Consider the following 25,044-nt stretch of genomic DNA (forward strand, 5'->3'; position numbering starts at 1 on the left):
GGAAAAGGGATTGATGTTAACCGCCCGGCCGGGGCGTGGCGGCCGGCGCGGATGCGGCGCGGGCCAGCCATTGCGCCAACTGGTCGGCGGCCTGGTCGGTGGCTTGCCGCAAGGCCGCGACACCGCCTGCGGCATCCTGCGTGGCCGCAGGCATCCGCACCTGGATGCGCTGCTGGTCCACCACGGCGCGGCCATTGAGCAGCACCGCCTGCAACAGGACGCGGCCCTCGCTGGACTGCCCGTCTTCGGCGTACACCTGCTCGAACTGCATCAATGACAGTTGCAGCTGCGGCATCTGGAGATTGACCCGATCAGCCAGCACCGGCCCTTGGCGCGACAGGCGATCCGTGATGCGCTGGCGCACCAGTTCCGACGGCGACGAGGCCCAGCGGTACGTTGCGTAGGCCTTGGGCGCGGCGCTGTCTCCCACCCGCCAGATCACGCTGGTGTCCGACAGCACCGGCACGGCCTGCAAGCTCAACGCGATCGGGGCGCGCGCCGGCAAGGTCGGCACCGGCTTCGTGTCCAGGCCCAGGTCGAACACCGAGGGCGGCGCCCCCACGCGGCCGATGCCGCAACCCGCCAGGGTCGTGGCGACGGTCAATGTCAGGATCAAAACGGCGCGACGCATCTTCATTTGGGCTGTCTCCCGAAGCCGGCGAATCCGGCCTCGCCGGGTCCGGGCGCAACAGGCGCCGGACCGAACAAGAACGATTGCGGCGTGCTGTCCACACGGCGCAGGGTAATGGCCGCGCCACGCGCGGCCGCGCTGACGTTGGCGGCCATGTTGGTCACGGCGGGCAAGGTCTCGCCGTCCAGCCGTGCCGCAGCCAGGGCGATGTCGTTCAGGCTGCGCGTGGCCACCGACAAGGGGCCGTCAGGCGCATTCAACCGTGCCAGCGCCTGTCGCGACTGCTGCGCCAGATCGGCGATCTCGCGCGCGGCGCGGTCCGCCTGGCGCGAGGTATTGCCCAGCGAATCCATCAGCGGGCCCAGCTTGGCCATCGTGGGCGCCAGCTCGCGGCTGGCCTCCTTCAGCGAATGCGTGATGTCGGTCGCGTTCTGCAGGCTGGCGGTCAACGCCTGCACGTTCTGTTCGCTCAGGACGCGGCGCAACTGCTCGGTGGCTTCTTCCACGTTGGAAATCAACTTGCCGCCGCGCTGCTCGATGCGGTCAAGGAAGCCCGGACGCAACGGGATGGCCGCGGGATGCTCGGCCGACGACGCCAGGCGCTTGAGCGACGTGCCATCGTCGCGCAGTTCCACGTTGGCCATGCCCGTCACGCCCTGCACGCCCAGTTCGGCCCACGTCGATTCGGTGATCGGCGTATTCGGCGCCACGCCGATGCGGATGCGCACCTGGCCCGGCTTGTTCGGATTCAGCGCCAGCGACTGCACCTTGCCGACCGGCACCCCCTGGTAGCGCACGGCCGACTGCGGATTCAGCCCGCTGACCGCCGTGGCCGACACGATTTCATATGTTTGCAGCTTGGTCCGGTCGCGGCCGATCCAGACGGCCACCAACGCGGCGGCGGCCAGCAAGACCAGCGTAAAGATACCGGCCATGAGCGCATGACTACGGTTTTCCATGATGCAATCCCTTCGGCGCCAGATCCCCAAGCGCGCGCAGACCGCGCTCGCCCAGGAAGAATGTGTGAATGAACGGGTGATCGACCTTCAGGACTTCCGGCACCGTGTCGCACACGATCACCCGCTTGTCCGCCAGCACGGCGACACGCGTGGCCAACGCCAGCAGCGTGTCCAGATCGTGCGTCACCATGACGACGGTAAAACCCAACTGTCGGTGCAGGCTGCGCACCAGGTCCACGAATTCGTCCGACCGCAACGGATCCAGGCCGGCCGTGGGCTCGTCCAGGAACACCAGTTCGGGGTCCAGCGACAGCGCGCGCGCCAGCGCCACGCGCTTGACCATCCCGCCGGACAAGTCCGATGGCCGCTTGCCGGCGTCCTGCGCCGACAGGCCCACCATCGCCAGCCGGCACATGACGACATCGCGCACCAGGTCTTCCGGCACCGTGCGCAGCTCGCGCAGCGGCAAAGCCACGTTGTCGAACACCGACAGCGCCGAGAACAGCGCCCCCGCCTGGAACAGCATGCCCCAGCGGTAGGACAAGCGCCTGCGTTCTCCGGGCGACAGTTCGAACAGCGAATGCCCCAGCACTTTCACGATGCCGGCGGCGGGCTGGTCCAGGCCGATGATCTGGCGCAGCAGCACCGTCTTGCCCGTGCCCGACCCGCCCACCAGCACCAGGATTTCACCCGGGAAGACGGTCAGGTCCAGGTTGTCGTGGACCACGTGGTCGCCGAAAGCGGTGCGCAACCCGCGCACCGAGATGACGGGTTCGACCGTGACGCTGTCATCGGTGAACAACCGGTGCTGGGCGCCGCCGTGCATCAGATACCCACCGAACTGAAGATGATGGCGTACAGCGCGTCCAGCAGGATCACGCCCGTGATCGACGTCACGACCGACGTCGTGGTGCCGCGGCCCAGGCTTTCCGTGTTGGGCTGGATGCGCAGGCCGAAATGGCACGCGATCAGTGCAATCAGGATGCCGAAGGTCACGCCCTTCAGGATCCCGATCCAGTAATTGGTCAAGGAGATGGCGTCAGGCAGCGACGTCAGGAACCACTGCGCCGATACGCCAAGCTGCATCTGCGCGGCCAGCATGCCGCCCAGGATCGCCATGGCGTCTGTCCACAGCACCAGCAGCGGCATCGTCACGGCCAGCGCGATCACGCGCGGCAGGATCAACCGCTGTCCGTGAGAAATACCCATGACCAGCATCGCGTCCAGTTCCTGCGTGACCCGCATGACGCCAATCTGCGCCGTGATGGCCGATCCGGATCGGCCCGCCACCAGGATGGCCGCCAGGACGGGCCCGAGCTCGCGCACGATGGACACGCCCAGCAGACGCACGATGAAGCGGTCGGCCCCGATCATCTGGAGCTGCTGCGCCGACAGGTACGAGAGCACCACCCCGATCAGGAAACCGACCAGCGCCGTGATGCCCAGCGCCTGCGCGCCCGTGCGGTACACCTGCGCCGAGATCTCGCGCCAGGGGCCCAGCCGCGGGCGGCGCAGCATGCCGCCGAAATCCAGCACCAACTGGCCCAGCATGACCAGCAGCGCCCGGCCGTTTTCGGCGCCCTGGAAGATCGCGCCGCCCAGCGCGCGCACCCAGCCCCAGGATTCGGCTTTGGGCTCTGGCGCGCGGGCCCCGCCCTTGTTCATGGCCAGCGCGTTGAAAACGTCTTGCTGGCCGGCCGACCAGCGCACCCGTTCGGGCAGTTTTTCGCCCCAGGCCTGCCAGATGAGCAAGGCGCCGATGGTGTCCAGCCGGCTGATGCCGTGCAAATCCCAGCGCACGCCGTCCTGGACCGCGCGGGCCAACGCCGAGCGCCGGCGGTCGACTTCGCCCGCCTCGGCCAAGGCCAGGACGCTCCAGTCGCCCGCCACGTGGCAGGCGTTCCCGTCCTGGCGGAACGGCGCGGCAGTCGACGCGGATGAAGCGGTTTGCGGCATGTAGGCGGGGGACGGATGCAAAATGTATCGCCAATCATAAACGCTACAAGGCCGAAAGGCCGCGAGGGCGGGCCACGTGCCCTACAATCGCCGCCATGTCCGATCACGTCCGCCCTATCGACCTGCCCGCGCCGGAAGCCCTGGCCCGGGAGCTAGGCACGCGCCTGCCCGTATTCCAAGACATAGCCTGGACAGGCAGCACCGGGTCGACCAACGCCGACCTGCTGGCCCGCGCCCGCTCGGGCGCCGGCGCCGGCAAGCCCTGGCTGCTGGGCACCCACCTGCAGGAAACCGGCCGCGGCCGCGCGGGGCGCCCCTGGCAGAACCGTTCGGGTTCCACGCTGATGTTCTCGTGTGCGTTCGACGTCCACCTGCCGGCCGCGCAACTGCCCGCGCTGTCGCCGCTGGCCGGCGTGGCCGCCTGCGAGGCCCTGCGCGCCGTCGCGGGCCCTGACGCCCGCAGCCTGTGCATGAAATGGCCCAACGACGTTCAATGGCATGACGCCAAGCTGGCCGGCGTGCTGGTGGAAACCACCCGCAACCCCGGCGGCCGCGAGGCCGGCTACACCGTCGTCATCGGCATGGGCGTGAACCTGATCGACGCGGCGGAACTGTCCCTGGCGCTGGGCCGCGAGGTCGCCGACTGGACCCAGGTGCAGGCCCGGTCGCGCCGCCTGGCGACCGCCGCCGATCTGGTCTGCGCCAGCGCCACGGCCTGGCACGAGGCCGTCCAGGCGCTGGAGCGCGGGGGTTTCGCGGCGTTCAAGCAACGTTTCGACCAGGTGGACGCCCTGGCGGGCCGCATGGTCAACGTGCTGGAGAAAGGCGATATCCTGCTTAGCGGCGCCGCCTGCGGCGTGGACGAGCAAGGCCGCCTGCTAGTGCGCACGCCCGAGGGCGCCACACCGATTTCGGTCGGCGAAATTTCGATTCGACGCCAAGCATGATCATTCTCATCGACTCCGGCAACAGCCGTCTCAAAGTGGGTTGGCTGGACGCCAGCAACCCCGACATGCCGCGCGAACCGGCGGCGGTCGCGTTCGACGGCCTGGATCTGGATGCGCTGGACCGGTGGCTGGCCACCCTGCCGCGCCGACCGCTGCGCGCCTTGGGCGTGAACGTGGCGGGCGACGCCCGCGGCGCGGCCATTGCCGCCATCCTGCAAAAGCACGGCTGCGCGGTCGCCTGGTCGCCCTCGCAAGCCAGCACGCTGGGGCTCGTCAACAGCTACCGCGTGCCGACGCAGTTGGGCGCGGACCGCTGGGCTTCGCTGCTGGGCGTGCTGTCGCGCCTGCCCGGCGCGCACCCACCCTTCGTGCTGGCCAGCTTCGGCACCGCCACGACGATCGACACCGTCGGCCCCGACAACGTCTTCGCTGGCGGCCTGATCCTGCCCGGCCCGGCCATGATGCGCACATCGTTGGCGCACGGCACCGCCAACCTGCCCATCGCCAATGGCCAGGTCGTGCCCTACCCCGTGGATACGCACGAAGCCATCGCCTCGGGCATCGCCGCGGCCCAGGCCGGCGCCGTGGTGCGCCAATGGCTGGCCGGCCGCCAGCGCTATGGCCAGACCCCGCAGATCTACGCGGCGGGCGGCGGCTGGCCCGAAGTTCACCAAGAGATCGAGCGGCTGCTGGCGGATGCCGGCGGCGCCTTCGGCGTCGCGCCGGTGCCGGTCTACCTGGATCACCCTGTCCTGGACGGCTTGGCCGCAGTGGCGCGCGCCACCCTGGACGCCAACGCCTGAACGAGGCCCGCCATGCGAGTGCTCTTCATCCTGATCTTGTTGGCCAATCTGTGGATACTGGCGCTGGGCCAGGGCTGGATCGGCGTGCGGCCCGAAGACGAGGGCCGCGATACCCGCCGGTTCAGCCAGGAATTGAACCCGGGCGCGGTAACGCTGGTTCCCCGGAAAACGCCTTAGCCGCACCCCCGCGCCACGCCCGTTCGGCGTGCCGCCCGCTCAATCCAGCCAGGGCGCCAGCGCGTCCAGGGTCCGCCGCGTCGCCCCCGCATGCGTGTCGAACCAGGCCCGCGCCGCCTGGCTGGCGGCTTGCCGGCGCGGCGCGTCGGCAAGCAATGCCATCGCGCTGTCCACGGCCTGCCCCGCATCCGCCACGCGCCAGGCCGCGCCTGCTGCGATCGCGTCTTCAGCCGCTTGCTTGAAATTGAACGTGTGCGGCCCGACGATGACGGGCACGCCGGCCGCGCAGGCCTCGATCAGGTTCTGGCCGCCCAGGGGCGCGAAGCTGCCGGCCACGACGGCCACGTCCGATGCCGCGTAATAGAACGCCATCTCGCCCAGCGTATCGCCCAGCACCACCGTTGTATCCGGCCCCGGCTCGACGCCTTCGGCGCGCCGCACGAACGACAGCCCGGCCTCGGCCAGTTGGCGGGCCGCCTCGTCAAAACGCTGGGGATGTCGGGGGATCAACAGAAACAGCGGCGCGTCCGACCCTTGGCGCGCGGCGGCATGCCGCTTGATGGCAGCGATGAAACCGCTATCTTCCCCTTCGCGGGTACTGGCCACGGCCACCACCGGCCTGCCCCGCTGCGCCCGCCAGGCCCGCCCCGCCTGCACCTGCGGCGCCGGCAAGACCAGATCGAATTTCAGATTACCCGTCACGATCGGCTGAGGCGCCCCCGCCTGCACCAGCCTGGCCGCATCTTCGGAGGTTTGCGCCAGCACCCGGTCCAGACCGGCCAGCGCTTCGCGCATCACGCTGCCCATCCTGCCGGCCTGGCGCAGCGACGACGCCGAATACCGGGCGCTGACCAGCGCCATGGGCACCCGCGCGCGCCGGGCGGCGGCCAACAGGTTGGGCCAGATCTCGCGTTCAATCAACAGGCCGCAACGGGGCTGGTGGCGATTCATGAAACGGCGCGTCGCGCCAGGAAAGTCGTAGGGCAGCCAGGCTTGGCGCAATTGCCCGCGGCCGATGGCCTCCGGGAACAGGCGCTGGCCCTCGGCGCGGCCGGTCGCCGTCATATGGGTCAGCAAGACGGGCAGGCCGCGGTCCAGCAACGCCCGCAGCAGCGGTTGCGCGGCGCGGGTCTCGCCCAAGCTGACGGCATGCACCCAGACGGGCCGCGTCCAGGACGGGAAAGACGGGGAGGGCGCGGGAGACGGCGCCGCGGCGCCGCCGAACCGTTCCCGGGAGAAGATTTCCCACTGGCCGCCCGCGCGCCTGGCGCGATGGGCCATCCACAGCCAGACCAGCGGTGACAATGCCCGTAGCGCCAGAGAGTAGACGCCGCGGTTCATGTCACTGGGCGGCCAATGCCTGCTCCACCGCCGCCATCACGGCCTCGCGCGACGGCGATGCGCCCCGGTCGCCCAGGCTGGCGGTGTAGTTCGAACCGACCAGCGGCGTGCGCACTGGCGTGGAGGCGCGGTAGATGCCGATCGTCGGGCGGCCCAGGGCGGCGGACAAATGGGTCAAGCCGCTGTCCAGGCCCACCATCAGGCGCGAACCCGCCAGCAAGCGCGCGACCGAGGTCAGATCCATGCGGGGCATCACCTCGGCCCCGTCCATGCCGGCCACCAGCAGGCCGGCGCGCTGGGCTTCCGACTCATTGCCCGCCAACAGTTTCAGGGTGCAGCCGGCTTCGCGCAAACGGCGGAAAACCGCACGCCAGTCCTCTTCAGGCCACAATTTGTCGTCGCGGCTGGCCGACGGCATGATCACGGCGTAGCCGCGATCGGTATCCAGGTGATGCAGGCGCGGCAATTCGGCGGTGTTCAGGCCGTCGCTGCCCACTTCATGCACCGGGGTGGCCGCTTGGCCGGCTTGGCGCACGAAGGACTGCAGGCCGAAATCAGGCAAGCCCGCGTGCTGGTAGCCGAAGGTCAGGCCCGCCAGCTTGCGCTGGCGTATGACTGCCGGCTGCCAGAATTCCACGCGATGGCGCACGTTGTAGAACAGCGAGGCCAGCGGCTCGCGCGCCGAACGCCAATCCAATCCGTGCCGCACGCCACGCGCCTGGCGCACCAGCCATGCGGACTTCAGCAGGGCCTGCATGTCCAGGACGATGTCGTATTGCACCGAACGCAGCCGCTCCTTGAGCGCCTTGCGCTCCGCCCTGACCTGCGACGACCACCACGCCTTGCGCCAGCGGCGATGGGCGACTTTGATGACCTGATTGACAGCAGGATGCCAGGCAGGGATATCCGCGAAAGCTTCTTCGGCGATCCAGTCGATTTCGGCGTCCGGGACATGGCGAGCGATGTCGGATATAGCCGGCAACATGTGCACCAGATCACCTAGGGAAGAAGTGCGGACGATGAGAATGCGAGTCGGCATCAAGTCGAAGGGGGTACGTTGGAGAAGGGAATGTACAACACAACCCCCTAGGCGATCGATACAAGCTGGCATCCCGGCGCAAAGACCGGGGCCGCCAGTTCCGGATCCGTCCCGCTCAGAGGCGCGAAGGGACGTATTCCGGCATCCAGTGCTTCAACTGCGCACGCACTTCGTCATCTGAAACCGGCCCTTTTTTCGACATCCAGGCCAGGCTTTCCTCATAGAACCCTTCCGGCACCGAGCGGGAGCGCGCGATTCTCAGCTTCTCGTGGGGCGTCTCGCGGGTTTCCTCGGAATCGGCCAACAGTTCCTCGTACAGCTTTTCGCCGGGGCGCAGGCCCGAGTATTCGATATGGATCTCGTCCTCGGTATAGCCCGACAAGCGGATCATATTGCGTGCAAGATCGGCGATGCGCACGGGTTCCCCCATGTCCAGGACAAAGACTTCGCCGCCTTGCCCCATCGATGCCGCCTGAAGGACCAGCTGCGCGGCCTCGGGGATCGACATGAAATAGCGCGTGATGTCAGGGTGGGTCACGGTAATCGGCCCCCCGCGGGCGATCTGCGCCTGGAATTTCGGAATGACGCTGCCAGTGCTGCCCAGGACGTTCCCGAACCGCACCATCTGGAAACAGGTCTTGCCGCCGCGGCAATGCAGCACTTCACAGATCATTTCCGCCATGCGCTTGGTCGCGCCCATCACATTCGTGGGGTTGACGGCCTTGTCGGTCGAAATCAGCACGAAGCGCTTGGCGCCGAAACGCCGTGCGCATTCCGCGACATTGAGCGTGCCCAGCACGTTATTGCGCACGGCTTGCCAGGCATTGCCGACTTCCATCAGGGGCACGTGCTTATAGGCGGCCGCGTGAAACACGACCTCCGGCTTCCACGTTTCAAATATCTCTTCCAGGCGCGCGGCGTCTTTCACGTCACCCGCCAGCGGGATGATGCGGACGCCAGGATGGTGCTCGGTAAACCACTGCTCGATGGTGTACAGCGCAAACTCGCTTGCCTCGAAGAGGATCAGACAGCTGGGTCCGAAGCGCGCCAGTTGCCGGCACAGCTCGCTGCCGATGGATCCGCCCGCCCCGGTCACCAGGATGGGCTTGCCCGCGATCATCTCCTGGACATTCAGGTTGTTGATCCGCACCGCTTCGCGGCCGAGCAGGTCTTCGATGTTCACCGGACGCATCATGTTGATCGCCACCCGGCCGCTCATCAGTTCGCTCAGGCCCGGCACCGTGAACAGCGCAGCGCCCGCGTTGGTGGCAATTTCCATGACACGCCGCACCGAGGACGCCTTCGCCGACGGAATGGCCAGGATGACCCGTGACGCGTCGAATTCCGCCAGGACTTCGCCCAGCCTGTCGGTGCCGCCCACCACCCGGCATCCCGACAGCTCCAGTCCCCATTTGGCGGGATTGTCGTCGACCAGCGCGACGACATGCCATTCCGTGCTTCGACTCAGTTCGCGCACCAGCATCGCGCCCGCCGTGCCGGCGCCCACCACGACGACCGGCGTCCCGTGACCGCTGACCCGGCCGTACAGGCGATATTCTTTCCACATGCGCCAGGCGGCGCGCCCGCCCCCCATCGCCAGCAGCAACAGCAGGGGGTACAGCAGCAGGATCGAGCGCGGCAGCGCGGCTTCATTGCGCACCAGGAATGCGAAGACCAGCAACGCGACCGCCGAGGCGAGCACGACCTTCAGCACCCGCTTAAGGTCTGAAATGCTGGCGAAAATCCACATCCCCCGGTACAGGCCCGCAGCACGACAGGCGACCGCCTGCACGGGCAGCAAAACCAGCAGCGCCATCCAGATCGTGCGCTCCCAGCCGGCGGGCCATTCAAAATTGAAGCGCAGGAGGAACGCGCCGAGCCAAGCGACAATAATCGCCCCCAGGTCGAACAGGAAAACCAGGACGGTGCGGAATCGAGTTGGAATGATCATGGATCGAATGGTGTGAATTAGTCTGCGACCAGGCTCGTCCCGGGCTCAACAATCGTGTCTGGCGGAACGCGCACGCGATACCCGGCGCACGTGCCCGCCTGCAGCCACACCCGCTCTGCGACAACGACGCCTCCCGCAAGTTGCACTCCCACGCCCAAATGGGAAAAATCCCCGACCACCGCATCATGGTCCACCGTGGCGTTGGCGTTGACGATGACGCCACGCCCCAACCGCGCGGCCGTGCCGACAATGGCACCGGCCATGATGGCACAGCCTGCGCCAACGGTTGCGTACGGGCTCACGTAGGCCTTGGGGTGGATGACGGTGGCAAAGGGCAGGCCCAGCGCTTCCTGCGCAAGCATCAGGCGCTCGCGCGCCGCCTGGTTGCCGATCGCCACGATGACGGCGTCGCCGGGCGTCGCCAACGAGCCCAGCTGACTGGGATGGCCGACGATCTTCCAGGGGCCTGAGGTGGATTGTCCGGGGTAGTTGTCATCGACAAAGACGATTTCCGACCAGGAACCGTCCAGCTCCGCAGCTTCCGCGACGGCGCGTCCGTGCCCGCCTGCACCCACGATGACAAGATTGCGTTTAGTTTCCATAACATCCAGAAGAGCCATTGATCCGGCCCAGTCAAATTTCCCGATTCCCCCCTTGAGCGACCATCAGGCGCTTGCAGGCTCCCGAACGCCCGCTTTCAAGCGCAGGGCCGCGAAAACCAGCGGCGCATACGCCACCACCGTTCCCACCGAGCCGTCGATCTTGCCCAGCGCCACCAGACAGGCCATGGGGAACAGCCACACCACGTTTATCGCCAGCACGGTCAAGGTCACGCGCACGTGGCTGCCCCATTGGCGCGATGCATATTGATAGGCATGCGTACGATGCGCCTCGTAGACCTTCTCGCCGCGGATCAACCGCCGCAGCAAGGTCACGGTCGCATCCACGATGAACACGCCAAGCAGAATGGTCCATGCCCAGAACAGTTCGGGAGCCTGCCACCCCGCCTTCAGCGACAGGATGCCGAGCGTCAGCCCCAGGAAGCCGCTTCCCCCGTCGCCCATGAAAATCTTCGCGGGGGGGAAATTCCAGATCAGGAAACCGAAAACGGCAGCCGCCAGCAGCATCGGCGCAAGGCTGGCGTCGCCCGCGCCCGTCAGGACGTAAAGCACGCTTGCGCCGACCGTCACGCAGATCGCCTCGACGCTGGCAAGGCCGTCGATGCCATCCATGAAGTTGTACAGGTTCAGCAGCCACACCAGATAAAAGGCCGCGGCAATATTCAGCAGCCATCCCGCCGCCAGCGGCAGGCCGGCTATCGACAGCGCCGGCGCTCCGCCCATCCAGTACAGGCCCCACGCGGCGCCGATGAAATGCGCCAGCAACCGCCAACGCGCCTGGATATGACCGTGATCGTCCAAAAACCCGATCAGGGCGATCCACGCGCCCGCCACGGCCACCCCGCATACGACGGGCCAGGCGACAAAGCCGCCCGCCCCCATCACGAGCATGCCCGCCACGAAGGCCACGACGAAAGAGATCCCGCCGCCTCGCGGCGTGGGCGTCTTGTGCGAACTGCGCGCATTGGGCACATCAATCACATTGCGCGCCAACGCGTACCGGCGCAATGCGCCAGTCAGGAGCCACGCAAGCGCAAGGACAAGGCCGAACAGCCACCACGGTGCAATCATTGGGTGCATCAAAAAATACGGTTTATCGAAAAGATCGGACAGCGCGCTGCCGGATCAGGCACTGACGTCGATCTCGCGCAGCACGAACCGCTGCGGGTCATACGCAAAATCGCGACGGGCGTCGTCATGGTCGAACACCATGTCGCGGTTCATCCGCTGGACCATGTCCGCGTTCCATTTGCGGTAGCGCGGGATAAGGCGCAGAAAGAACAAGGCAACATTGAACAACCAGATCGGCACGCTCAGGAATCGGGGCTCGCGTCCCATCGCCTTGAAAATCCGCGAAACCATTTCGCGGTAGGTCAGCACTTCGGCGCCCGAAATGTTGTAGCTCTTGCACCCGGCATCAGCGGAAAATACTGACAGAACCGCCGCCTTGGCAACATCGTCCACATAGACGGGTTGCCGCAGGCCTTCCGAGCGGCCGAACAGGGGGAACCGCCCCAGCTTGCGGATCAATTTGACGATCTCGGCAAGATTGCGGTCGGTACCCCGGCCATAAATCAACGTCGGCCGCAGGATCGTCCATTCCACGCCATGCGCCTGCGCCCATTCAGCGATCTGGCGCTCGCCTTCCACGAGGCGGCGGACGATCTCCTCCTCCTGTGGATTCGAAGACGTCGTTTTCGTAAAGCGGCTGGTGGAAGACAGGCAGACCACGCGGCGCACGCCATGCCTGAGCATCAGGTCGAAATGCTCCGGCAGGTTCCAGATGCCGCACAGGGCGATCCAGTGGGGGATCGGCTGGCCGCCGTCTTCCACGGTGCCCGGCAGCGTGGCCCAACGCACCCGCGCGTCGTCGCTTTGCTGCGGCCGCCGCGAAAACGCCACCACGGAATGCCCGGCGCCCGCCAACTGGGCCAGCACCTGGCGCCCGACTGGCGAGGTTGCGCCCAGCACGCCCACCGTTACTCTGTCTGTATGACTCATAGCCTGTCTTCTCAACCACAGCCAACGTCGCGCGTGGCGGCCGGTGCGCTTTCTACGGGGTGACCGACCAGACGGTGCGGTTCACGTACGGCACATAACTCAAGACGATCCGGACGATCTTGACCGACACCGCTCCGCCGCGGTAGTCATCCACCGTCTTCACGCGGGCCGATTCCTCGTTCTGGGCGGTGACGACGCGGATGGCCTCAAGCACCCCCTCCGCCTTCAACCCGCTCATGATCAAGGTGCCTTCGTCCATGCCTTCCGGACGTTCGTGCGCCGTGCGCACGGTCACTGCGGAGAGATTCAGCAGGGATGCTTCCTCGGTGATCGTACCGCTGTCGGACAGGACACACTTGGCGCCCATCTGGAGCTTCATGTAGTCCAGGAACCCGAACGGCTTCACGAAACGCACCAGCGGATGCTCAATGGAACGGCCCAAGGCCTCCAGCCTGGCGCGCGTGCGCGGATGCGTGGAGACGACGACCGGCATGGAATACGACTCCGCGACGGCGAACAGCGTATCCAGCAGATCGTGCAGGTTCTGGACCGAATCCACGTTTTCTTCACGGTGGATGCTCACCAGGAAGTACTCACGCGGGGTCAGGCCTTCGCGCTCCAGCACCGTCGAGGCGTCGATCTGCGGCTTGTAGTGCGCAATCACCTCTTCCATGTGCGAGCCGGTCTTGATGATGGTCTCGGGCCGCACGCCTTCGGCGATCAAGTACCGGCGCGCATGCTCGGTCAGCACCAGGTTGATGTCGCTCAGATGGTCCAGGACCTTGCGGTTCAGCTCTTCCGGCACCCGCTGGTCGAAACACCGGTTGCCCGCTTCCATATGGAAAACGGGGATCTTCCGGCGCTTGGCGGAAATCACCGCCAGGCAGGTATTCGTGTCCCCGTACAGCAACAGCGCGTCGGGCTTTTCCTGCGCGAAAATCTCGTCGGACTTGGCGATGACCTCAGCGATTGTCTTGGCGGGCGTATCGGCCGCCACGCCCAGGAAATGGTCGGGCTTGCGGATGCCCAGCTCGTCGAAAAAGACCTGGTTCAGCTCGTAGTCGTAGTTCTGGCCGGAATGCACCAGGACGTGATCGACCTGCTTGTCCAGTTCCGCAATCACCCGGCTCATCTTGATGAGCTCAGGGCGAGTGCCGACCAGCGTCATGACTTTAGTCATTCAATTGCTCCTGCAGATACGCAAGGCCGAGCAAAATCTTCTCAACGCCAGGAACGTCCAGCCGCGTCGTGTTGTGCGACGTGTAGTCGTCCAGTTCGGACACTTCCTTTTCGCCCTCGACGAAATACTTCTTGTAGTTCAGGTCGCGGTTGTCCATCGGGATCCGGTAATACCGCCCCATGTCCACGGCCTTCGCCATTTCCTCGCGGGAAATCAGGGATTCGTACAGCTTTTCACCGTGGCGCGTGCCGATCACCTTGACCGGCGCGGCGCTCTTGAAAATATTCTTCAAGGCTTCCGCCAGGTCGCCGACCGTCGAGGCAGGCGCCTTCTGCACAAAGATGTCGCCCTGCTCGGCATGTTCGAACGCGTGCAGGACCAGGTCAACGGAGTCTTCGAGCGACATGAGAAAGCGCGTCATGCTCGGGTCGGTGATGGTGAGCGACTCGCCGGCCTTGATCTGCTGGACGAACAGCGGAATCACCGAGCCGCGCGACGCCATCACGTTGCCGTAACGGGTCGAACAGACCACCGGGCCGCCTTCGGGAATGGCGCGGGATTTCGCGACCACCAGCTTTTCTGCCATGGCTTTCGAAATGCCCATGGCGTTGATCGGATAAACCGCCTTGTCCGTGCTCAGCACGATCACGCGCTTGACGTGGTTCGCGATGGCGGCGTTCAGCACGTTTTCCGTTCCGAGGACGTTGGTTTTAACCGCCTCCATCGGATAGAACTCGCAGGACGGCACTTGCTTCAATGCCGCCGCATGGAACACATAATCAACGCCGATCATGGCTTGCGACACGCTGCTGTAATCGCGCACATCGCCGATATAGAACTTGACCTTGTCGTTGGCAAGTTCGATGCGCATGTCTTCTTGCTTTTTCTCGTCGCGGCTGAATACCCGGATTTCTCGGACATCCGTATCCAGGAAACGTTTCAACACCGTGTGGCCGAAGGAACCCGTACCACCGGTAATCATCAGGACTTTATTTTCAAACATAATTCACCACAGTAGTCAGGGTTACGCGCGCGTTTCGTACATCGTGGCGATCAAACGATCCCAAGACGGCGGTTGATAATTGAAGGCCGCACGGAAACGGGAGGAATCGAGAGAGCGGTCGATATGCAGCTTGTCGTCCGGCTCGATATCGATCTGTTTGCCGTAGACCTTGGCCACCAGGGACAGCAGGCGGAACTTGTCGATGGGGTCCACCGACACATGGTAAAGGCCGCTGGGCTCCGGCTTGGGCAGCACCAGGTCCTTGATCACGCGAGCCAGCTCAACGGTCGGCAGCCCGGAAAAAATAGCCTTGGTAAAGCCCTTGACCGGTCCCGTCTGCGACAGGAACCAATCCACCAGGGCCAGATTCGTGCCCAATTCGTGGCCGATGATCGACGTGCGCAAGGTGATCGCATGCGGGAAATCGTGCAGTTCCCCCATGTACTTCGATTTGCCGTACAGGTCTTCCGCATCCGACACGTCGGACTCGACGTACATGCCCTTCTTGCCGGAAAACACGCAGTCGGTGCTGATATGCACCAGACGGGCGCCCACGAGGCCGCACAAGTGCGCCAACCGATGCGGCAGCAGCGAATTGAGCGGCAAGGTTACCAGCGGATCTTTCGCCGTGGATGCTTGTTTGATCACGCCCACGCAGTTGATGACCGCGTCGGGGCGGACGCGCGCAAGCAGCGACACCAGGGCGTCCTGGTCGGTCGCGTCGACGCCGGTGATCAGGCGCGCGCGGGATTCAGGCGAAAACCGCTCGCGCAACGCGCCGCTGCGCAACGTCCCCCAGGCCTCGTAGCGGGCGTCGGAGGAGAACTCGCGGAAGGTCGCGCTGCCCAGCATGCCGCTGGCGCCCAGGATCAGAACTTTCATACTCAGTGCCTCGCATTATAAATTTCAGTCGCCGCCGCCAAAAGGCGCGACAGTTCCGTAGCCTGTTTCCGCATTTCGAAGTGCTCCAGGTAATAGCGGCGCCCCGCAACGGCCAGCTCCTGTCGGGCACCCGCATCCATGCGATACAACTGCTCGATGCATCCGCAAAGCCCGGGCACGTCTTCCGCGTCGCACACGAGTCCCGCCCCCGCTTCGCGGACCACCTGGGCCCCCTCGCCGTCCAAGGCGGCGATGATCGGGCGGCCGGCGGCGAAATAGGCCTGAATTTTACTCGGAACCGTGTACCCGAAAATCTCTTCACGCTTCAACGAGACCAGCAAGGCCTGGGCCCTGCGGAAGAAATTCGGCATCTCGCTGGCGGGGTAGCGTCCGGCCAGAACAAGATTGTCGAGATTGTGCAATTTCTTCTGATTCTCGACCCAGCCGAGCATGCTTCCGCTGCCCACCATCACCAGCTTGCAGTCAGGAAGGTGTACCAGTTTCCGGGCGGCTTCCACAATCGTCTCGACGGCTTGCGCCGTGCCGATATTGCCGGCGAACAAAACACAGAAATTGCTATCCATCATGCGCAGTATTTCCGGAGGAATGCGGGATTCATCCTCTGGCGCAGCTTCTGGTTCCCGGTATGAATTTGGATAATATTCAAGCTTCGCGGGATCAGCGAAACGCGATATCGGCGCAAAAAACCCTCTCGATTGCACCAGAATACGGTCGCACGATGAATAAATCCATCGGACCATCGCGCCGACCGCGCCAAGCACATGCTTGTTCTTGATGAATCCGGTCGCGCTCAGGCTTTCGGGCCACAAGTCCTGGACCCACACCACCAGGGGCGCTTTCAACCGCCGCTTCAGGAAAACCGCCGGGATCACCGCGGTGATGGGCGACAATGCCACCGCGAAAATCACATCGTATTTCTCGCCTTTGACCACCTTTCCGGAATGCCAGATGGCATTGAAAAGAAACGACAGATAATTCAAGACCATGTTCTTTCCGCCGCCACTGCCGCGCGCCCGCAGCGGCACCCGGCTGACGGTAATCTTGTCGCCGTACATTTCGCGCTGATAGCCACCGGACGAATACCCCGGGAATATTTTCCCGTCGGGATAATTCGGCTTACCCGTCAATACATGGACTTCGTGGCCTTGCTCTGCCAATTCATGGATCAGGTCATTAACAACAACAAAAGATTCGGGCCAAAAATATTGCGTGACCACGAGAATTTTCATCAATAACCCTATAATTTATTCATGGAACGGCGATACCCTCCACCAGCAACCTGGCCGCCTGGAATTCCGTTGCGGAGAATACGGCGACATGCCCAACCCGCCATGCACCATTTATATTTTCACGATCATTTTCCATACGTGCCAAAAAGTAGGGAAAGATAATAAAAAGTTCCGTTGCGCGAAACGCAATAATCAAATGCGGGGCAGCCTTTCTTCGGTCGGCGCATATTATCCCCCAGTCCTCTGATCCACGCTACAAGAATCCGTGAAAGTAAATGCGATTCAATATACTGATTCCACTGGGCAATCCGCGTCCGCGCTGTTCCAAATAGATAACTCCGGCGACTGCCCGTCACACCGGTCACGGCCAGTCCGGCGGCGCGCCCGCCCTGGCGCCTGGGCGCCAGGCTTTCCCTTGGGGCCGCTTAGGTCCACAATAGGCCAAAGACCCACAAGGAGACTGCCATGCGCATTGCCGATGCCCAATGGATTCCTTCGACGCAGCACCAGACCTGGGATGCGTTGACCGACCCGAGAGTGTTGCAAAAATGCATACCGGGCTGCGTGGAAGTCGCGATGCGCAGCCCCACCGAGTATGCCGTCACGTTGCGGGCCAACATCGCCGGGATCGACACCGACTACGAAGGCGAGATCCTGCTCTCCGATGTCAACGCCCCCGATAGCTGCACCCTGGTGTTCGAAGGCAAGGGCCGCGCTGCCTGCCTGGCCATCGGCACCGCCCAGGTCAACCTCAGCACCAAAGACCAGGGCACCCGCGTGGCCTACACCGTGGCCGGCATGGCGGGGGGCAAGTTGGCCGAATGCGGCGAAGGCCTGCTGTTGAAAGCGGGCGACAAGATCATCCAGAAGTTCTTCGCGGCCTTTATCGACCACATGGCCAAGCAACCCCGCCTGGCGCCGCCGCCCCCGCCTCCCGAACCCGAACCCCGCGGACTGTCCAATTCGCGCTGGTCATGGGTACTGGTGCTGCTGGTGGTCGCGGTGTTCTGGGGATACCACTCGTTCTACAAGTGAAAACCCTAGTGGGCCGGTGATATCCTAGGCGGCATGAATCCGCCGCCATCACCGACCCCGCCAGCCGCCGACCCCGCCCGCTCCCGCAGGGACCTCCTGATGGCGATGGCAGGCGTATCGGCGACGGTGGTGCTGGCGGCGCTGGATTCCACCATCATCAGCACCACGCTGCCCCGCGTGGCCGAAGCGCTGAACGGCATGGCCCTCTACGCCTGGGTCGGTACCGGCTACCTGCTGGCCACCGCGGCCTCCATCCTGATCTTTGGCCGGCTGGGCGACATGTTCGGGCGCAAGCCCCTGATGCTGGTCTCGGTCCTGATCATCGCGCTGGGGTCCATCGCCTGTGGCCTGGCGCAGTCCATGACGCAGCTGATCGTGTTCCGCACCCTGCAGGGGGTGGGCGGCGGCATGATGATCGCGACCGCCTTCGCGGCGCCCGCCGACTTGTTCCCCGACGCCAAGCAGCGCGTGCGATGGATGGCGCTGGTGTCCGCCGCCTTCGCCATGGCCAGCGGCATCGGCCCCGTCCTGGGCGGCGCGGCCACGCAGGCACTCGGCTGGCGCGCGGCGTTCTTCATCTCGCCCATCGCGGCGGCCGGCGCCTTTTTCCTGCTGGCGCGCTATTTCCCGCGTATCCGCCCCATCCATGACGGCAGCCGCAAGATTGACTGGGTGGGCGCCATCCTCCTGGTGCTGGCCGTGGGCGCGCCGCTGGCGGCGCTGGAACTGGCCTTTGCCAGCGGCGAGCACGCGCGTCCGCTCCTGGGGGGCATGTTGGCGCTCGTCGGCGTGGCCGCCATCGCCATCTTGATCCCCACCGAACGCCGCGTGAAATCGCCCATCTTTCCGCTACGCGTCCTGGCAGGCCTCGATTCCCGCCTGCTGAACCTGGCCGCCATGATGGTCGGCGCGGTGATGTTCGTGCTGATCTTCTACAGCCCGCTGCTGCTGCAGCAGGTGCTGGGCTACACGCCCAGCGAGGCCGGCCTGCTGCTGACCCCGCTGGTCGCGGCGATCTCGGTCGGCAGCATCGTCAACGGACGGCTGTTCCCCAAGCAGACCGAACCGCAGCGCCTGATGGTGTTCGGCGCCCTGCTGCTGGCGGCCGGCACGCTGATGGTGCTGCTGATTTCCCCGGGCACATCGGCCTGGTGGATTCTTGCCGCGTTCTTCGTCAACGGCTGCGCGCTGGGCTTCCTGCTGCCCAACCTGACGCTTTTCATGCAGATGCTGAGCGAGCGCCGAGACGTCGGCGTGGCCTCGGCGCTGGTGCAGACCACGCGCGCCATCGGCAGCGCGCTGGGCACGGCGGTGGTTGGCATCATCATTTCACACAGCACGGTACTAAACGGAGTGCGGGCCGGTCTGGTCCTGTGTATTGTGCTGTCGCTGGCCTGTGCGCTACTGGCGTATCGGGTCAAGATGAAGAATCTGGTCACCGCCCGGAAATAGGCTTCACCCCAGGGTCATACCCCAGGCATCACCCAAGAGCGCCCCCCAAGGCGAACCCGAGACAAACCATGCGTCAACGCAATCTGCTGGACCTGCTGCTGCTTGCGGCGGTCTGGGGCGGCTCCTTCCTGTTCATGCGTGTCGCGGTCGGCGATTTCGGCCCGATCGCACTGATCGAGCTTCGCGTCGGCCTGGCCGCGCTGTTCCTGCTGCCGGCCGCCCTGTGGCGCGGCAAGCTGCCGGTGATCGCCCGGCACTGGAAGGCGCTGCTGGTGGTCGGCACCCTGAACGCCGCCATCCCCTTCCTGCTGTATGCCTACGCGGCCCAATCCCTGGGCGCCGGCTTCCTTTCGGTGGCCAACGCGGTCACTCCCGTATGGGGCGCGGTCGTCGGGTGGCTGTGGCTGAAGGACAGGCTGCCATGGATGCGTTCGCTGGGCCTGATGATCGGGTTCCTGGGCATCATCGTGCTGGTGTGGGACAAGCTGAACTTCCAGGCCGGCGGCACGGGGCCGGCGGTGCTGGCCGCCGTGTCGGCCCCCATCTTCTACGGCATCGCCGCAAACTGGACCAAACGCTTTCTCACCGGCGTGGACGCCCTGGCCAGCGCCACCGGCAGCATGATCGCCGCGTCGCTCGTGCTGCTGCCCCTGGCGATCTCCGCCTGGCCGGAAACACCCGCCTCGATGGCGGCGTGGATCTCCACCATCCTGCTGGCCGTCGTGTGCACTGGCGCGGCCTACATCATCTTCTTCCGCCTGATCGCCAACGTCGGCCCTACCGGCGCCGTCAGCGTAACCTTCCTGGTGCCTATCTTCGGCGTGGTGTGGGGTGCGTGGTTCCTGGACGAGCGCATCACGCCGTCCATCGCGGTGGGCGCCGCCATCATTCTGGTGGGCACCGCGCTAGCGCTGGGGCTGATCAAGCGGCGCGTGTGAACGTCGCGCCAGAGCCGCGCGCTTAGTACTTATCCGACGTGCCCGTCAGCGCCACACCGATGCGCAGCAACGTATAGGACGCCGCGTCCACCCAGCGCCGTACCCATCCCCGGCGCTGGTATTCCAGCGGACGGATGAAGCGGCCGCCCTCGCGGATGGCCGTTTCCAGGCGCTCCTGCAAGTCCCACGCGAACGGCTGGTCGTCCACGACCACATTGGCCTCGCGCGCCAGCAGCAGACTGAAGGGATCCAGGTTGGACGAGCCCACCGTGGCCACGTTGTCGATCACCGCGACCTTGGCGTGCAGGTAGCTGGGCATGTACTCATAGATCTCGATGCCGTCGCGCAGCAACTGGTCGTACAGCGACCGGGTGGCGTGGTACTGCATGCGGTATTCGACCTTGCCTTGCAGCAGCAGCCGTACCCGCACGCCGCGCGCGGCGGCTTTTGCCAGCGCGCGGCGGAACTGGCGACCCGGAAAGAAGTACGCGTTGGCGATGAGGATGTCGCGGCGCGCCTGCGTGATGCCGTACAGGTAGGCGCGTTCAAACGTCTGCCGGTAGCGCACGTTGTCGCGCAGCACCAGCGCCGCGCGCAGCGTGCCGCACGGGGCCACCGGCGCATGGTGCGGCTTGGTCAGCCGCATGCGGCTCCAGTCGCGCGGATGGCGTCGCAGGCGCGCCCAGTTCAGGCGCACCCACAACAGGTCCTGCGCATAGGCCGCATCGGTGACCAGCGGGCCTTCCACCTGCACGGCAAAATCGAAGCGCGGCGCCGAAATGCCGTCCGTGGGGTCCAGGTCGTCGTAGTCGTCGATGACGTTGATGCCGCCGATGAACGCAACGCGCCCATCCACCACCGTCACCTTGCGGTGCAGCCGCCGCAAGCGGCTGCGCGAGGGGATAAAGCGCGCAAACCAGCGCGGCTCGGGCCGGAATATGCGGCATTGCGCGCCGGCTTCAAGCAGCCTTGCGCGTACCGCGTCGACGTGCATCGCGCTGCCGAAACCATCCAGCACGACACGCACCTTTACCCCACGCCGGGCCGCCGCGGCCAGGCATTCCAGCACCCGCAGCCCGGTGCGGTCCAGCATGAAGATATAGGTTTCCAGATGCACGCTGAACTGGGCGGCATCGATGGCCGCGCATAGCGCGGGAAAAAAGTCGGCGCCGTTCTGCAACAGGCGAATGCTGTTGCCGTCGGTCCATTCCAGCTTGACCTGCTCGACCTTCACGGAAGTTCCAGTTCGGCCAGCAACGGAGAGTGATCGGATAGCCGCGCCCATTCGCGGCCGCGCAGCACGCGTGCGCTGCGCACGGCAAAGCCGCGCTGGTAAATGCGGTCCAGGCGGAACCAGGGGAACACGGCCGGAAAGGTCCGGGGCGGCGGCAGCAGCAGGCGTGAGCTGCCTTCCATGCCCAGTTGATTGTTGCGCTCCATGACGGACAGGCCGCTGTTGGGCAGCCCCCTGAGCGCATTGCTCAGCCGTTTGACCGAGTCGCGCAGGCGCGGCAGTTCGCCGCCATGGCTGCGCGGCGCATGCGAGAACACTTCATACAGCCCCAACTGCTGCACGAACAGCGGCGCCAGGCGGTCGTTCCAGTCGTTGAAGTCGCCCGCGATCAGGATAGGCTCGCCATCCGGCACCATGCGCCGGATACGTTCGGTCAACGCCAGGACCTGGCGGGTGCGGCTGCCGGCGAACAGGCCCAAGTGCACCACGAAGCAATGCACCGCCCGGCCGTCGAGTTCGACGCGCGCATGCAGCAGGCCGCGTTGCTCCAGCCGATGGTCGGAGATGTCCAGGTTTTCGTGGTCAAGAATGGGATAGCGCGACAGCAGCGCGTTGCCGTGGTCCGTCGCATGACGGATGGCGTTGCGGCCATAGGCCACATCCAGCCGCAAGGCGGCAGCAAGGGATTCGTGTTGGGCGTCGAGCAGGGATTTCTGCTCGTTGCGGCCTTGGACTTCCTGCAGGAAGACCAGGTCGGGGCGCAGGCCGTAGAGCCCTAAGCGCAGTTCATTCAGGGAATCGCGCCGGCCTAACGCCGAACGGCCCTTGTGAATGTTGTAGCTGACGACACGGATGAGCGACATAAAAGCGATGGCGCCTTTGAAAGCAGAGGAACCACGAGCCAGGCCCAAACAACCCTGGCAAGCACCGCCGGAAAGCGGCGTTTGCCAGATTACTCCAATTCAGCAAACCCTTGCCGCAACAAAACACCCACCGCAAAGGTTGGCACTCAAGAACTCAACACCCGCAAGCAAATACCCTGCCGAGCCGGGCCGCCGAGGATCCGGCTCCGCCGGTCCCGCGAGGCGCCCCCCTGGGGGGGAGGCGCCCCCGGCGCCTCGGGGGGGGGACTCACTTAGTTTCGACGTTACGCAACCGGATGTGCAATTCGCGCAGTTGCTTTTCATCGACTTCCGACGGCGCTTGCGTCAGCAGATCCTGCGCGCGCTGCGTCTTCGGGAAGGCGATCACGTCGCGGATCGATTCGGCGCCGGTCATCATCGTGACGATGCGGTCCAGGCCGAAGGCGATGCCGCCATGCGGAGGCGCGCCGTACTGCAGCGCGTCCAGCAGGTAGCCGAACTTCTCACGGGCTTCCTCGGCGCCGATCTTCAGCGCGCGGAACACCTTGCTCTGCACTTCTTCGCGGTGGATACGGACCGAGCCGCCGCCGATTTCCCAACCGTTCAGCACCATGTCGTAGGCCTTGGCGAATGCCTTGCTGGGATCGGTTTCCAGGAAGTCTTCGTGACCATCCTTCGGGCTGGTGAACGGGTGGTGGGCGGCGGTGTAGCGGCCGTCTTCCTCGTCGTATTCGAACATCGGGAAGTCGACCACCCACAGCGGCTGCCAACCGGCTTCGAACAGGCCGGTCTTCTTGCCGAATTCGCTGTGGCCGATCTTCACGCGCAGCGCGCCGATGGCGTCGTTGACGACCTTCTCGCGATCCGCGCCGAAGAAAATGATGTCGCCGTCTTGCGCGCCGGTGCGCTTGACCAGTTCGGCCAGCGCGGCGTCGTGCAGGTTCTTGACGATGGGCGATTGCAGGCCGTCGCGGCCCTTGGCCACTTCGTTGACCTTGATGTAGGCCAGGCCCTTGGCGCCGTAGATGCCGACGAACTGCGTATAGCCGTCGATTTCGCTACGCGACATTTCCGCGCCACCGGGCACGCGCAGGGCGACCACGCGGCTGCCGGGCGCCGTGGCGGCGGCGGCGAACACCTTGAAGTCCACATCGCGCATCACGTCGGTGATGTCGGTGAATTCGAGCTTCACGCGCAGGTCCGGCTTGTCCGAACCGTAGCGGCGCATCGCTTCCGTCCACGGCATGATCGGGAACGGCTGGGCCAGGTCGACGCCCTGCACCACCTTGAACACGTGGCGGATCAGGTTTTCGAAGATTTCACGGATCTCGAACTCGTTCAGGAACGAGGTTTCGCAGTCGATCTGGGTGAATTCCGGCTGGCGGTCGGCGCGCAGGTCTTCATCGCGGAAGCACTTGGTGATCTGGTAGTAGCGGTCGAAGCCCGACACCATCAGCATCTGCTTGAACAGCTGCGGCGACTGCGGCAGCGCGAAGAAGTGGCCGGCGTTCACGCGCGAGGGCACCAGGTAGTCGCGCGCGCCTTCGGGCGTGCTCTTGGCCAGCATCGGGGTTTCGATGTCGATGAAGCCCAACTGGTCCAGGAACTTGCGCGTTTCGATCGACACGCGGTAGCGCAGCATCAGGTTGCGCTGCATCTGCGGCCGGCGCAGGTCCAGCACGCGGTGCGTCAGGCGGGTCGTTTCCGACAGGTTGTCGTCGTCCAGCTGGAACGGTGGCGTGACCGACGCGTTCAGGATCTCGACTTCCTTGCAGAGCACTTCGATTTCGCCCGAAGCCAGCTCGCTGTTGGCGGTGCCGGCCGGACGCTCGCGCACCAGGCCGGTGACGCGGACGCAGAATTCGTTGCGCAGGCGCTCGGCGGTGGCGAAGGCGGCGTTGTCCGGATCGAACACGATCTGGGCCAGGCCCGCGCGGTCGCGCAAGTCGATGAAGATGACCCCGCCGTGGTCGCGGCGGCGGTTCACCCAGCCGTACAGGGTGACAGTCTGGCCGAGATGGTCACGGCAAACCTGGCCGGTGTAGCAGGTACGCATGCGGGATGACTCCGTTGTGTGCTTAGTTTGAGCGTAAGGGTTACGAATCGGCGCGAGGCGCGTCTTGCACGCCATGCACCGGAGAGAGCGGGGCCGGCCGGTCCCCGGGCGCGGACGCCTGGGCCGGGGCGACAACGCCCATGGAAACGATGTACTTCAATGCCGCGTCCACACTCATCTGAAGGTCGATCGCGTCAGCGCGAGGCACCATCAGGAAGAAGCCGGACGTGGGGTTCGGCGTCGTCGGCACATACACGCTGATGTGGTCGCCGGGCAACAGGCTGGCCACTTCACCGCTGGGCGTGCCGGTGACAAACGCAATGGTCCAGGAGCCCGCCCGCGGATATTGCACGAGCACCGCGCGGCGGAACGCCTGGCCGTTCGGGGCAAGCACCGTATCGCTGACCTGCTTGACCGAGTTGTAGATCGAGCGCACCAGCGGAATGCGGCCCAGCAGGTTTTCCCACTGGTCCACCATGGTACGGCCGATCAGGTTTGCCGCAAACACGCCCGTCATCAGCACCACCACGATGACCAGGACGAAGCGGAAGCCGGGGATGTCGATGCCGAATAGCGATTCAGACGACAGGAAGCCAGGCACGAACCCTTCGAGGGTGGCGACCAGCAGACCCAGCACCCACACCGTGATGACCAGGGGAACCCAGATCAACAGGCCGGTGATGAAGTACTTTTTGATGAGGCGCATCCGCATGGCGTGTGCGCTAG

Annotated in this window: 24 protein-coding genes; 6 read left to right on the top strand and 18 right to left on the bottom strand. The window is 65.2% G+C overall.

The window, feature by feature from the left end:
• Positions 1-16: 16 nt before the first annotated feature.
• Genes HG262_RS24070 through HG262_RS24085 form a run of 4 tightly spaced genes read right to left on the bottom strand, consistent with a single transcriptional unit; the run spans position 17 to position 3,546 of the window.
• Complete coding sequence (locus tag HG262_RS24070) at positions 17-637, bottom strand: ABC-type transport auxiliary lipoprotein family protein (protein WP_169273414.1); 621 nt, start codon at positions 635-637, stop codon at positions 17-19.
• Positions 634-1,590: an MlaD family protein gene (locus tag HG262_RS24075; RefSeq protein WP_211187745.1), complete on the bottom strand. Its 957-nt coding sequence runs from the start codon at positions 1,588-1,590 to the stop codon at positions 634-636. Before HG262_RS24075 ends, HG262_RS24070 begins: the two co-directional genes overlap by 4 nt.
• Entirely contained in the window at positions 1,577-2,416 is an 840-nt protein-coding gene (locus HG262_RS24080; RefSeq protein WP_169273415.1) for an ATP-binding cassette domain-containing protein, read from the bottom strand. Before HG262_RS24080 ends, HG262_RS24075 begins: the two co-directional genes overlap by 14 nt.
• Positions 2,416-3,546, bottom strand: a complete 1,131-nt coding sequence (locus HG262_RS24085; protein ID WP_169273440.1) for an ABC transporter permease — start codon at positions 3,544-3,546, stop codon at positions 2,416-2,418. The genes HG262_RS24080 and HG262_RS24085 overlap by 1 nt, the downstream gene beginning before the upstream one ends.
• Before the next feature lie 95 nt (positions 3,547-3,641).
• Here HG262_RS24085 and HG262_RS24090 point away from each other — a divergent pair, with 95 nt between their 5' ends.
• Genes HG262_RS24090 through HG262_RS24100 form a run of 3 tightly spaced genes read left to right on the top strand, consistent with a single transcriptional unit; the run spans position 3,642 to position 5,473 of the window.
• On the top strand, positions 3,642-4,493 hold the full coding sequence (locus HG262_RS24090) for a biotin--[acetyl-CoA-carboxylase] ligase (protein ID WP_169273416.1): 852 nt from the start codon (positions 3,642-3,644) through the stop codon (positions 4,491-4,493).
• Complete coding sequence (locus HG262_RS24095) at positions 4,490-5,296, top strand: type III pantothenate kinase (RefSeq protein ID WP_169273417.1); 807 nt, start codon at positions 4,490-4,492, stop codon at positions 5,294-5,296. The genes HG262_RS24090 and HG262_RS24095 overlap by 4 nt, the downstream gene beginning before the upstream one ends.
• 12 nt (positions 5,297-5,308) lie before the next feature.
• Positions 5,309-5,473, top strand: a complete 165-nt coding sequence (locus HG262_RS24100) for a hypothetical protein (RefSeq protein ID WP_169273418.1) — start codon at positions 5,309-5,311, stop codon at positions 5,471-5,473.
• A 39-nt stretch (positions 5,474-5,512) separates the two neighbouring features.
• Here HG262_RS24100 and HG262_RS24105 read toward each other — a convergent pair whose 3' ends face one another.
• The 10 genes from HG262_RS24105 to HG262_RS24150 all read right to left on the bottom strand — a co-directional run bounded on the left by HG262_RS24105 (position 5,513) and on the right by HG262_RS24150 (position 16,740).
• Positions 5,513-6,814: a 3-deoxy-D-manno-octulosonic acid transferase gene (locus HG262_RS24105; RefSeq protein ID WP_169273419.1), complete on the bottom strand. Its 1,302-nt coding sequence runs from the start codon at positions 6,812-6,814 to the stop codon at positions 5,513-5,515.
• Position 6,815: 1 nt separating this feature from the next.
• The gene (waaC, locus tag HG262_RS24110) at positions 6,816-7,853 is read right to left on the bottom strand and encodes a lipopolysaccharide heptosyltransferase I (protein WP_169273420.1); all 1,038 of its coding nucleotides are present in this window, start codon (positions 7,851-7,853) and stop codon (positions 6,816-6,818) included.
• 115 nt (positions 7,854-7,968) lie between these two features.
• Positions 7,969-9,804, bottom strand: coding sequence for a nucleoside-diphosphate sugar epimerase/dehydratase (locus tag HG262_RS24115; RefSeq protein WP_169273421.1), 1,836 nt, complete (start codon positions 9,802-9,804; stop codon positions 7,969-7,971).
• Positions 9,805-9,821: 17 nt separating this feature from the next.
• A complete protein-coding gene (locus HG262_RS24120; RefSeq protein ID WP_169273422.1) occupies positions 9,822-10,406 on the bottom strand; it encodes a NeuD/PglB/VioB family sugar acetyltransferase in 585 nt (194 codons plus the stop codon).
• 63 nt (positions 10,407-10,469) lie between these two features.
• Complete coding sequence (locus tag HG262_RS24125; RefSeq protein WP_169273423.1) at positions 10,470-11,495, bottom strand: glycosyltransferase family 4 protein; 1,026 nt, start codon at positions 11,493-11,495, stop codon at positions 10,470-10,472.
• Between the two features lie 54 nt (positions 11,496-11,549).
• Positions 11,550-12,425, bottom strand: coding sequence for an NAD-dependent epimerase/dehydratase family protein (locus HG262_RS24130; RefSeq protein WP_169273424.1), 876 nt, complete (start codon positions 12,423-12,425; stop codon positions 11,550-11,552).
• 52 nt (positions 12,426-12,477) lie between these two features.
• Positions 12,478-13,605: a UDP-N-acetylglucosamine 2-epimerase (non-hydrolyzing) gene (gene wecB / locus HG262_RS24135; RefSeq protein ID WP_169273425.1), complete on the bottom strand. Its 1,128-nt coding sequence runs from the start codon at positions 13,603-13,605 to the stop codon at positions 12,478-12,480.
• Complete coding sequence (locus HG262_RS24140; RefSeq protein ID WP_169273426.1) at positions 13,598-14,608, bottom strand: polysaccharide biosynthesis protein; 1,011 nt, start codon at positions 14,606-14,608, stop codon at positions 13,598-13,600. Before HG262_RS24140 ends, wecB begins: the two co-directional genes overlap by 8 nt.
• Positions 14,609-14,629: 21 nt before the next feature.
• A complete protein-coding gene (locus tag HG262_RS24145; RefSeq protein ID WP_169273427.1) occupies positions 14,630-15,490 on the bottom strand; it encodes an SDR family oxidoreductase in 861 nt (286 codons plus the stop codon).
• A 2-nt stretch (positions 15,491-15,492) separates the two neighbouring features.
• Complete coding sequence (locus tag HG262_RS24150; protein WP_169273428.1) at positions 15,493-16,740, bottom strand: glycosyltransferase family 4 protein; 1,248 nt, start codon at positions 16,738-16,740, stop codon at positions 15,493-15,495.
• A gap of 465 nt (positions 16,741-17,205) precedes the next feature.
• On the opposite strand from HG262_RS24150, the gene HG262_RS24155 reads away from it, so the two are divergent.
• From HG262_RS24155 to HG262_RS24165, 3 genes are all read left to right on the top strand, one after another.
• Positions 17,206-17,775, top strand: a complete 570-nt coding sequence (locus tag HG262_RS24155; RefSeq protein ID WP_169273429.1) for a carbon monoxide dehydrogenase subunit G — start codon at positions 17,206-17,208, stop codon at positions 17,773-17,775.
• Between the two features lie 99 nt (positions 17,776-17,874).
• A complete protein-coding gene (locus tag HG262_RS24160) occupies positions 17,875-19,227 on the top strand; it encodes an MFS transporter (protein WP_169273430.1) in 1,353 nt (450 codons plus the stop codon).
• Positions 19,228-19,295: 68 nt separating this feature from the next.
• Complete coding sequence (locus HG262_RS24165; protein ID WP_169273431.1) at positions 19,296-20,165, top strand: DMT family transporter; 870 nt, start codon at positions 19,296-19,298, stop codon at positions 20,163-20,165.
• A 22-nt stretch (positions 20,166-20,187) separates the two neighbouring features.
• On the opposite strand, the gene clsB is transcribed toward HG262_RS24165, so the two are convergent.
• The 4 genes from clsB to HG262_RS24185 form a co-directional block, all read right to left on the bottom strand.
• Positions 20,188-21,399 (bottom strand): cardiolipin synthase ClsB, encoded by a 1,212-nt coding sequence (gene clsB, locus HG262_RS24170; RefSeq protein WP_169273432.1) that lies wholly within the window; start codon positions 21,397-21,399, stop codon positions 20,188-20,190.
• The gene (locus tag HG262_RS24175) at positions 21,396-22,262 is read right to left on the bottom strand and encodes an endonuclease/exonuclease/phosphatase family protein (protein ID WP_169273433.1); all 867 of its coding nucleotides are present in this window, start codon (positions 22,260-22,262) and stop codon (positions 21,396-21,398) included. Before HG262_RS24175 ends, clsB begins: the two co-directional genes overlap by 4 nt.
• A 268-nt stretch (positions 22,263-22,530) precedes the next feature.
• Complete coding sequence (gene aspS / locus HG262_RS24180; protein WP_169273434.1) at positions 22,531-24,318, bottom strand: aspartate--tRNA ligase; 1,788 nt, start codon at positions 24,316-24,318, stop codon at positions 22,531-22,533.
• Positions 24,319-24,358: 40 nt separating this feature from the next.
• Positions 24,359-25,030 carry a DUF502 domain-containing protein gene (locus HG262_RS24185; protein ID WP_211187750.1) on the bottom strand — a complete coding sequence of 224 codons (672 nt, stop codon included), beginning with the start codon at positions 25,028-25,030 and terminating at the stop codon, positions 24,359-24,361.
• Positions 25,031-25,044: the final 14 nt, after the last annotated feature.

This window comes from Achromobacter sp. Bel, assembly GCF_012928505.1.
GTDB lineage: Bacteria > Pseudomonadota > Gammaproteobacteria > Burkholderiales > Burkholderiaceae_B > Achromobacter.

Bases quoted from the DNA above. Each gene is read 5' to 3' on its own strand.
- HG262_RS24070 (WP_169273414.1), bottom strand. From the start codon at position 637: ATGAAGATGCGTCGCGCCGTTTTGATCCTGACATTGACCGTCGCCACG.
- HG262_RS24075 (WP_211187745.1), bottom strand. From the start codon at position 1,590: ATGGAAAACCGTAGTCATGCGCTCATGGCCGGTATCTTTACGCTGGTC.
- HG262_RS24080 (WP_169273415.1), bottom strand. From the start codon at position 2,416: ATGCACGGCGGCGCCCAGCACCGGTTGTTCACCGATGACAGCGTCACG.
- HG262_RS24085 (WP_169273440.1), bottom strand. From the start codon at position 3,546: ATGCCGCAAACCGCTTCATCCGCGTCGACTGCCGCGCCGTTCCGCCAG.
- HG262_RS24090 (WP_169273416.1), top strand. From the start codon at position 3,642: ATGTCCGATCACGTCCGCCCTATCGACCTGCCCGCGCCGGAAGCCCTG.
- HG262_RS24095 (WP_169273417.1), top strand. From the start codon at position 4,490: ATGATCATTCTCATCGACTCCGGCAACAGCCGTCTCAAAGTGGGTTGG.
- HG262_RS24100 (WP_169273418.1), top strand. From the start codon at position 5,309: ATGCGAGTGCTCTTCATCCTGATCTTGTTGGCCAATCTGTGGATACTG.
- HG262_RS24105 (WP_169273419.1), bottom strand. From the start codon at position 6,814: ATGAACCGCGGCGTCTACTCTCTGGCGCTACGGGCATTGTCACCGCTG.
- waaC (WP_169273420.1), bottom strand. From the start codon at position 7,853: ATGCCGACTCGCATTCTCATCGTCCGCACTTCTTCCCTAGGTGATCTG.
- HG262_RS24115 (WP_169273421.1), bottom strand. From the start codon at position 9,804: ATGATCATTCCAACTCGATTCCGCACCGTCCTGGTTTTCCTGTTCGAC.
- HG262_RS24120 (WP_169273422.1), bottom strand. From the start codon at position 10,406: ATGGAAACTAAACGCAATCTTGTCATCGTGGGTGCAGGCGGGCACGGA.
- HG262_RS24125 (WP_169273423.1), bottom strand. From the start codon at position 11,495: ATGATTGCACCGTGGTGGCTGTTCGGCCTTGTCCTTGCGCTTGCGTGG.
- HG262_RS24130 (WP_169273424.1), bottom strand. From the start codon at position 12,425: ATGAGTCATACAGACAGAGTAACGGTGGGCGTGCTGGGCGCAACCTCG.
- wecB (WP_169273425.1), bottom strand. From the start codon at position 13,605: ATGACTAAAGTCATGACGCTGGTCGGCACTCGCCCTGAGCTCATCAAG.
- HG262_RS24140 (WP_169273426.1), bottom strand. From the start codon at position 14,608: ATGTTTGAAAATAAAGTCCTGATGATTACCGGTGGTACGGGTTCCTTC.
- HG262_RS24145 (WP_169273427.1), bottom strand. From the start codon at position 15,490: ATGAAAGTTCTGATCCTGGGCGCCAGCGGCATGCTGGGCAGCGCGACC.
- HG262_RS24150 (WP_169273428.1), bottom strand. From the start codon at position 16,740: ATGAAAATTCTCGTGGTCACGCAATATTTTTGGCCCGAATCTTTTGTT.
- HG262_RS24155 (WP_169273429.1), top strand. From the start codon at position 17,206: ATGCGCATTGCCGATGCCCAATGGATTCCTTCGACGCAGCACCAGACC.
- HG262_RS24160 (WP_169273430.1), top strand. From the start codon at position 17,875: ATGGCGATGGCAGGCGTATCGGCGACGGTGGTGCTGGCGGCGCTGGAT.
- HG262_RS24165 (WP_169273431.1), top strand. From the start codon at position 19,296: ATGCGTCAACGCAATCTGCTGGACCTGCTGCTGCTTGCGGCGGTCTGG.
- HG262_RS24175 (WP_169273433.1), bottom strand. From the start codon at position 22,262: ATGTCGCTCATCCGTGTCGTCAGCTACAACATTCACAAGGGCCGTTCG.
- aspS (WP_169273434.1), bottom strand. From the start codon at position 24,318: ATGCGTACCTGCTACACCGGCCAGGTTTGCCGTGACCATCTCGGCCAG.
- HG262_RS24185 (WP_211187750.1), bottom strand. From the start codon at position 25,030: ATGCGGATGCGCCTCATCAAAAAGTACTTCATCACCGGCCTGTTGATC.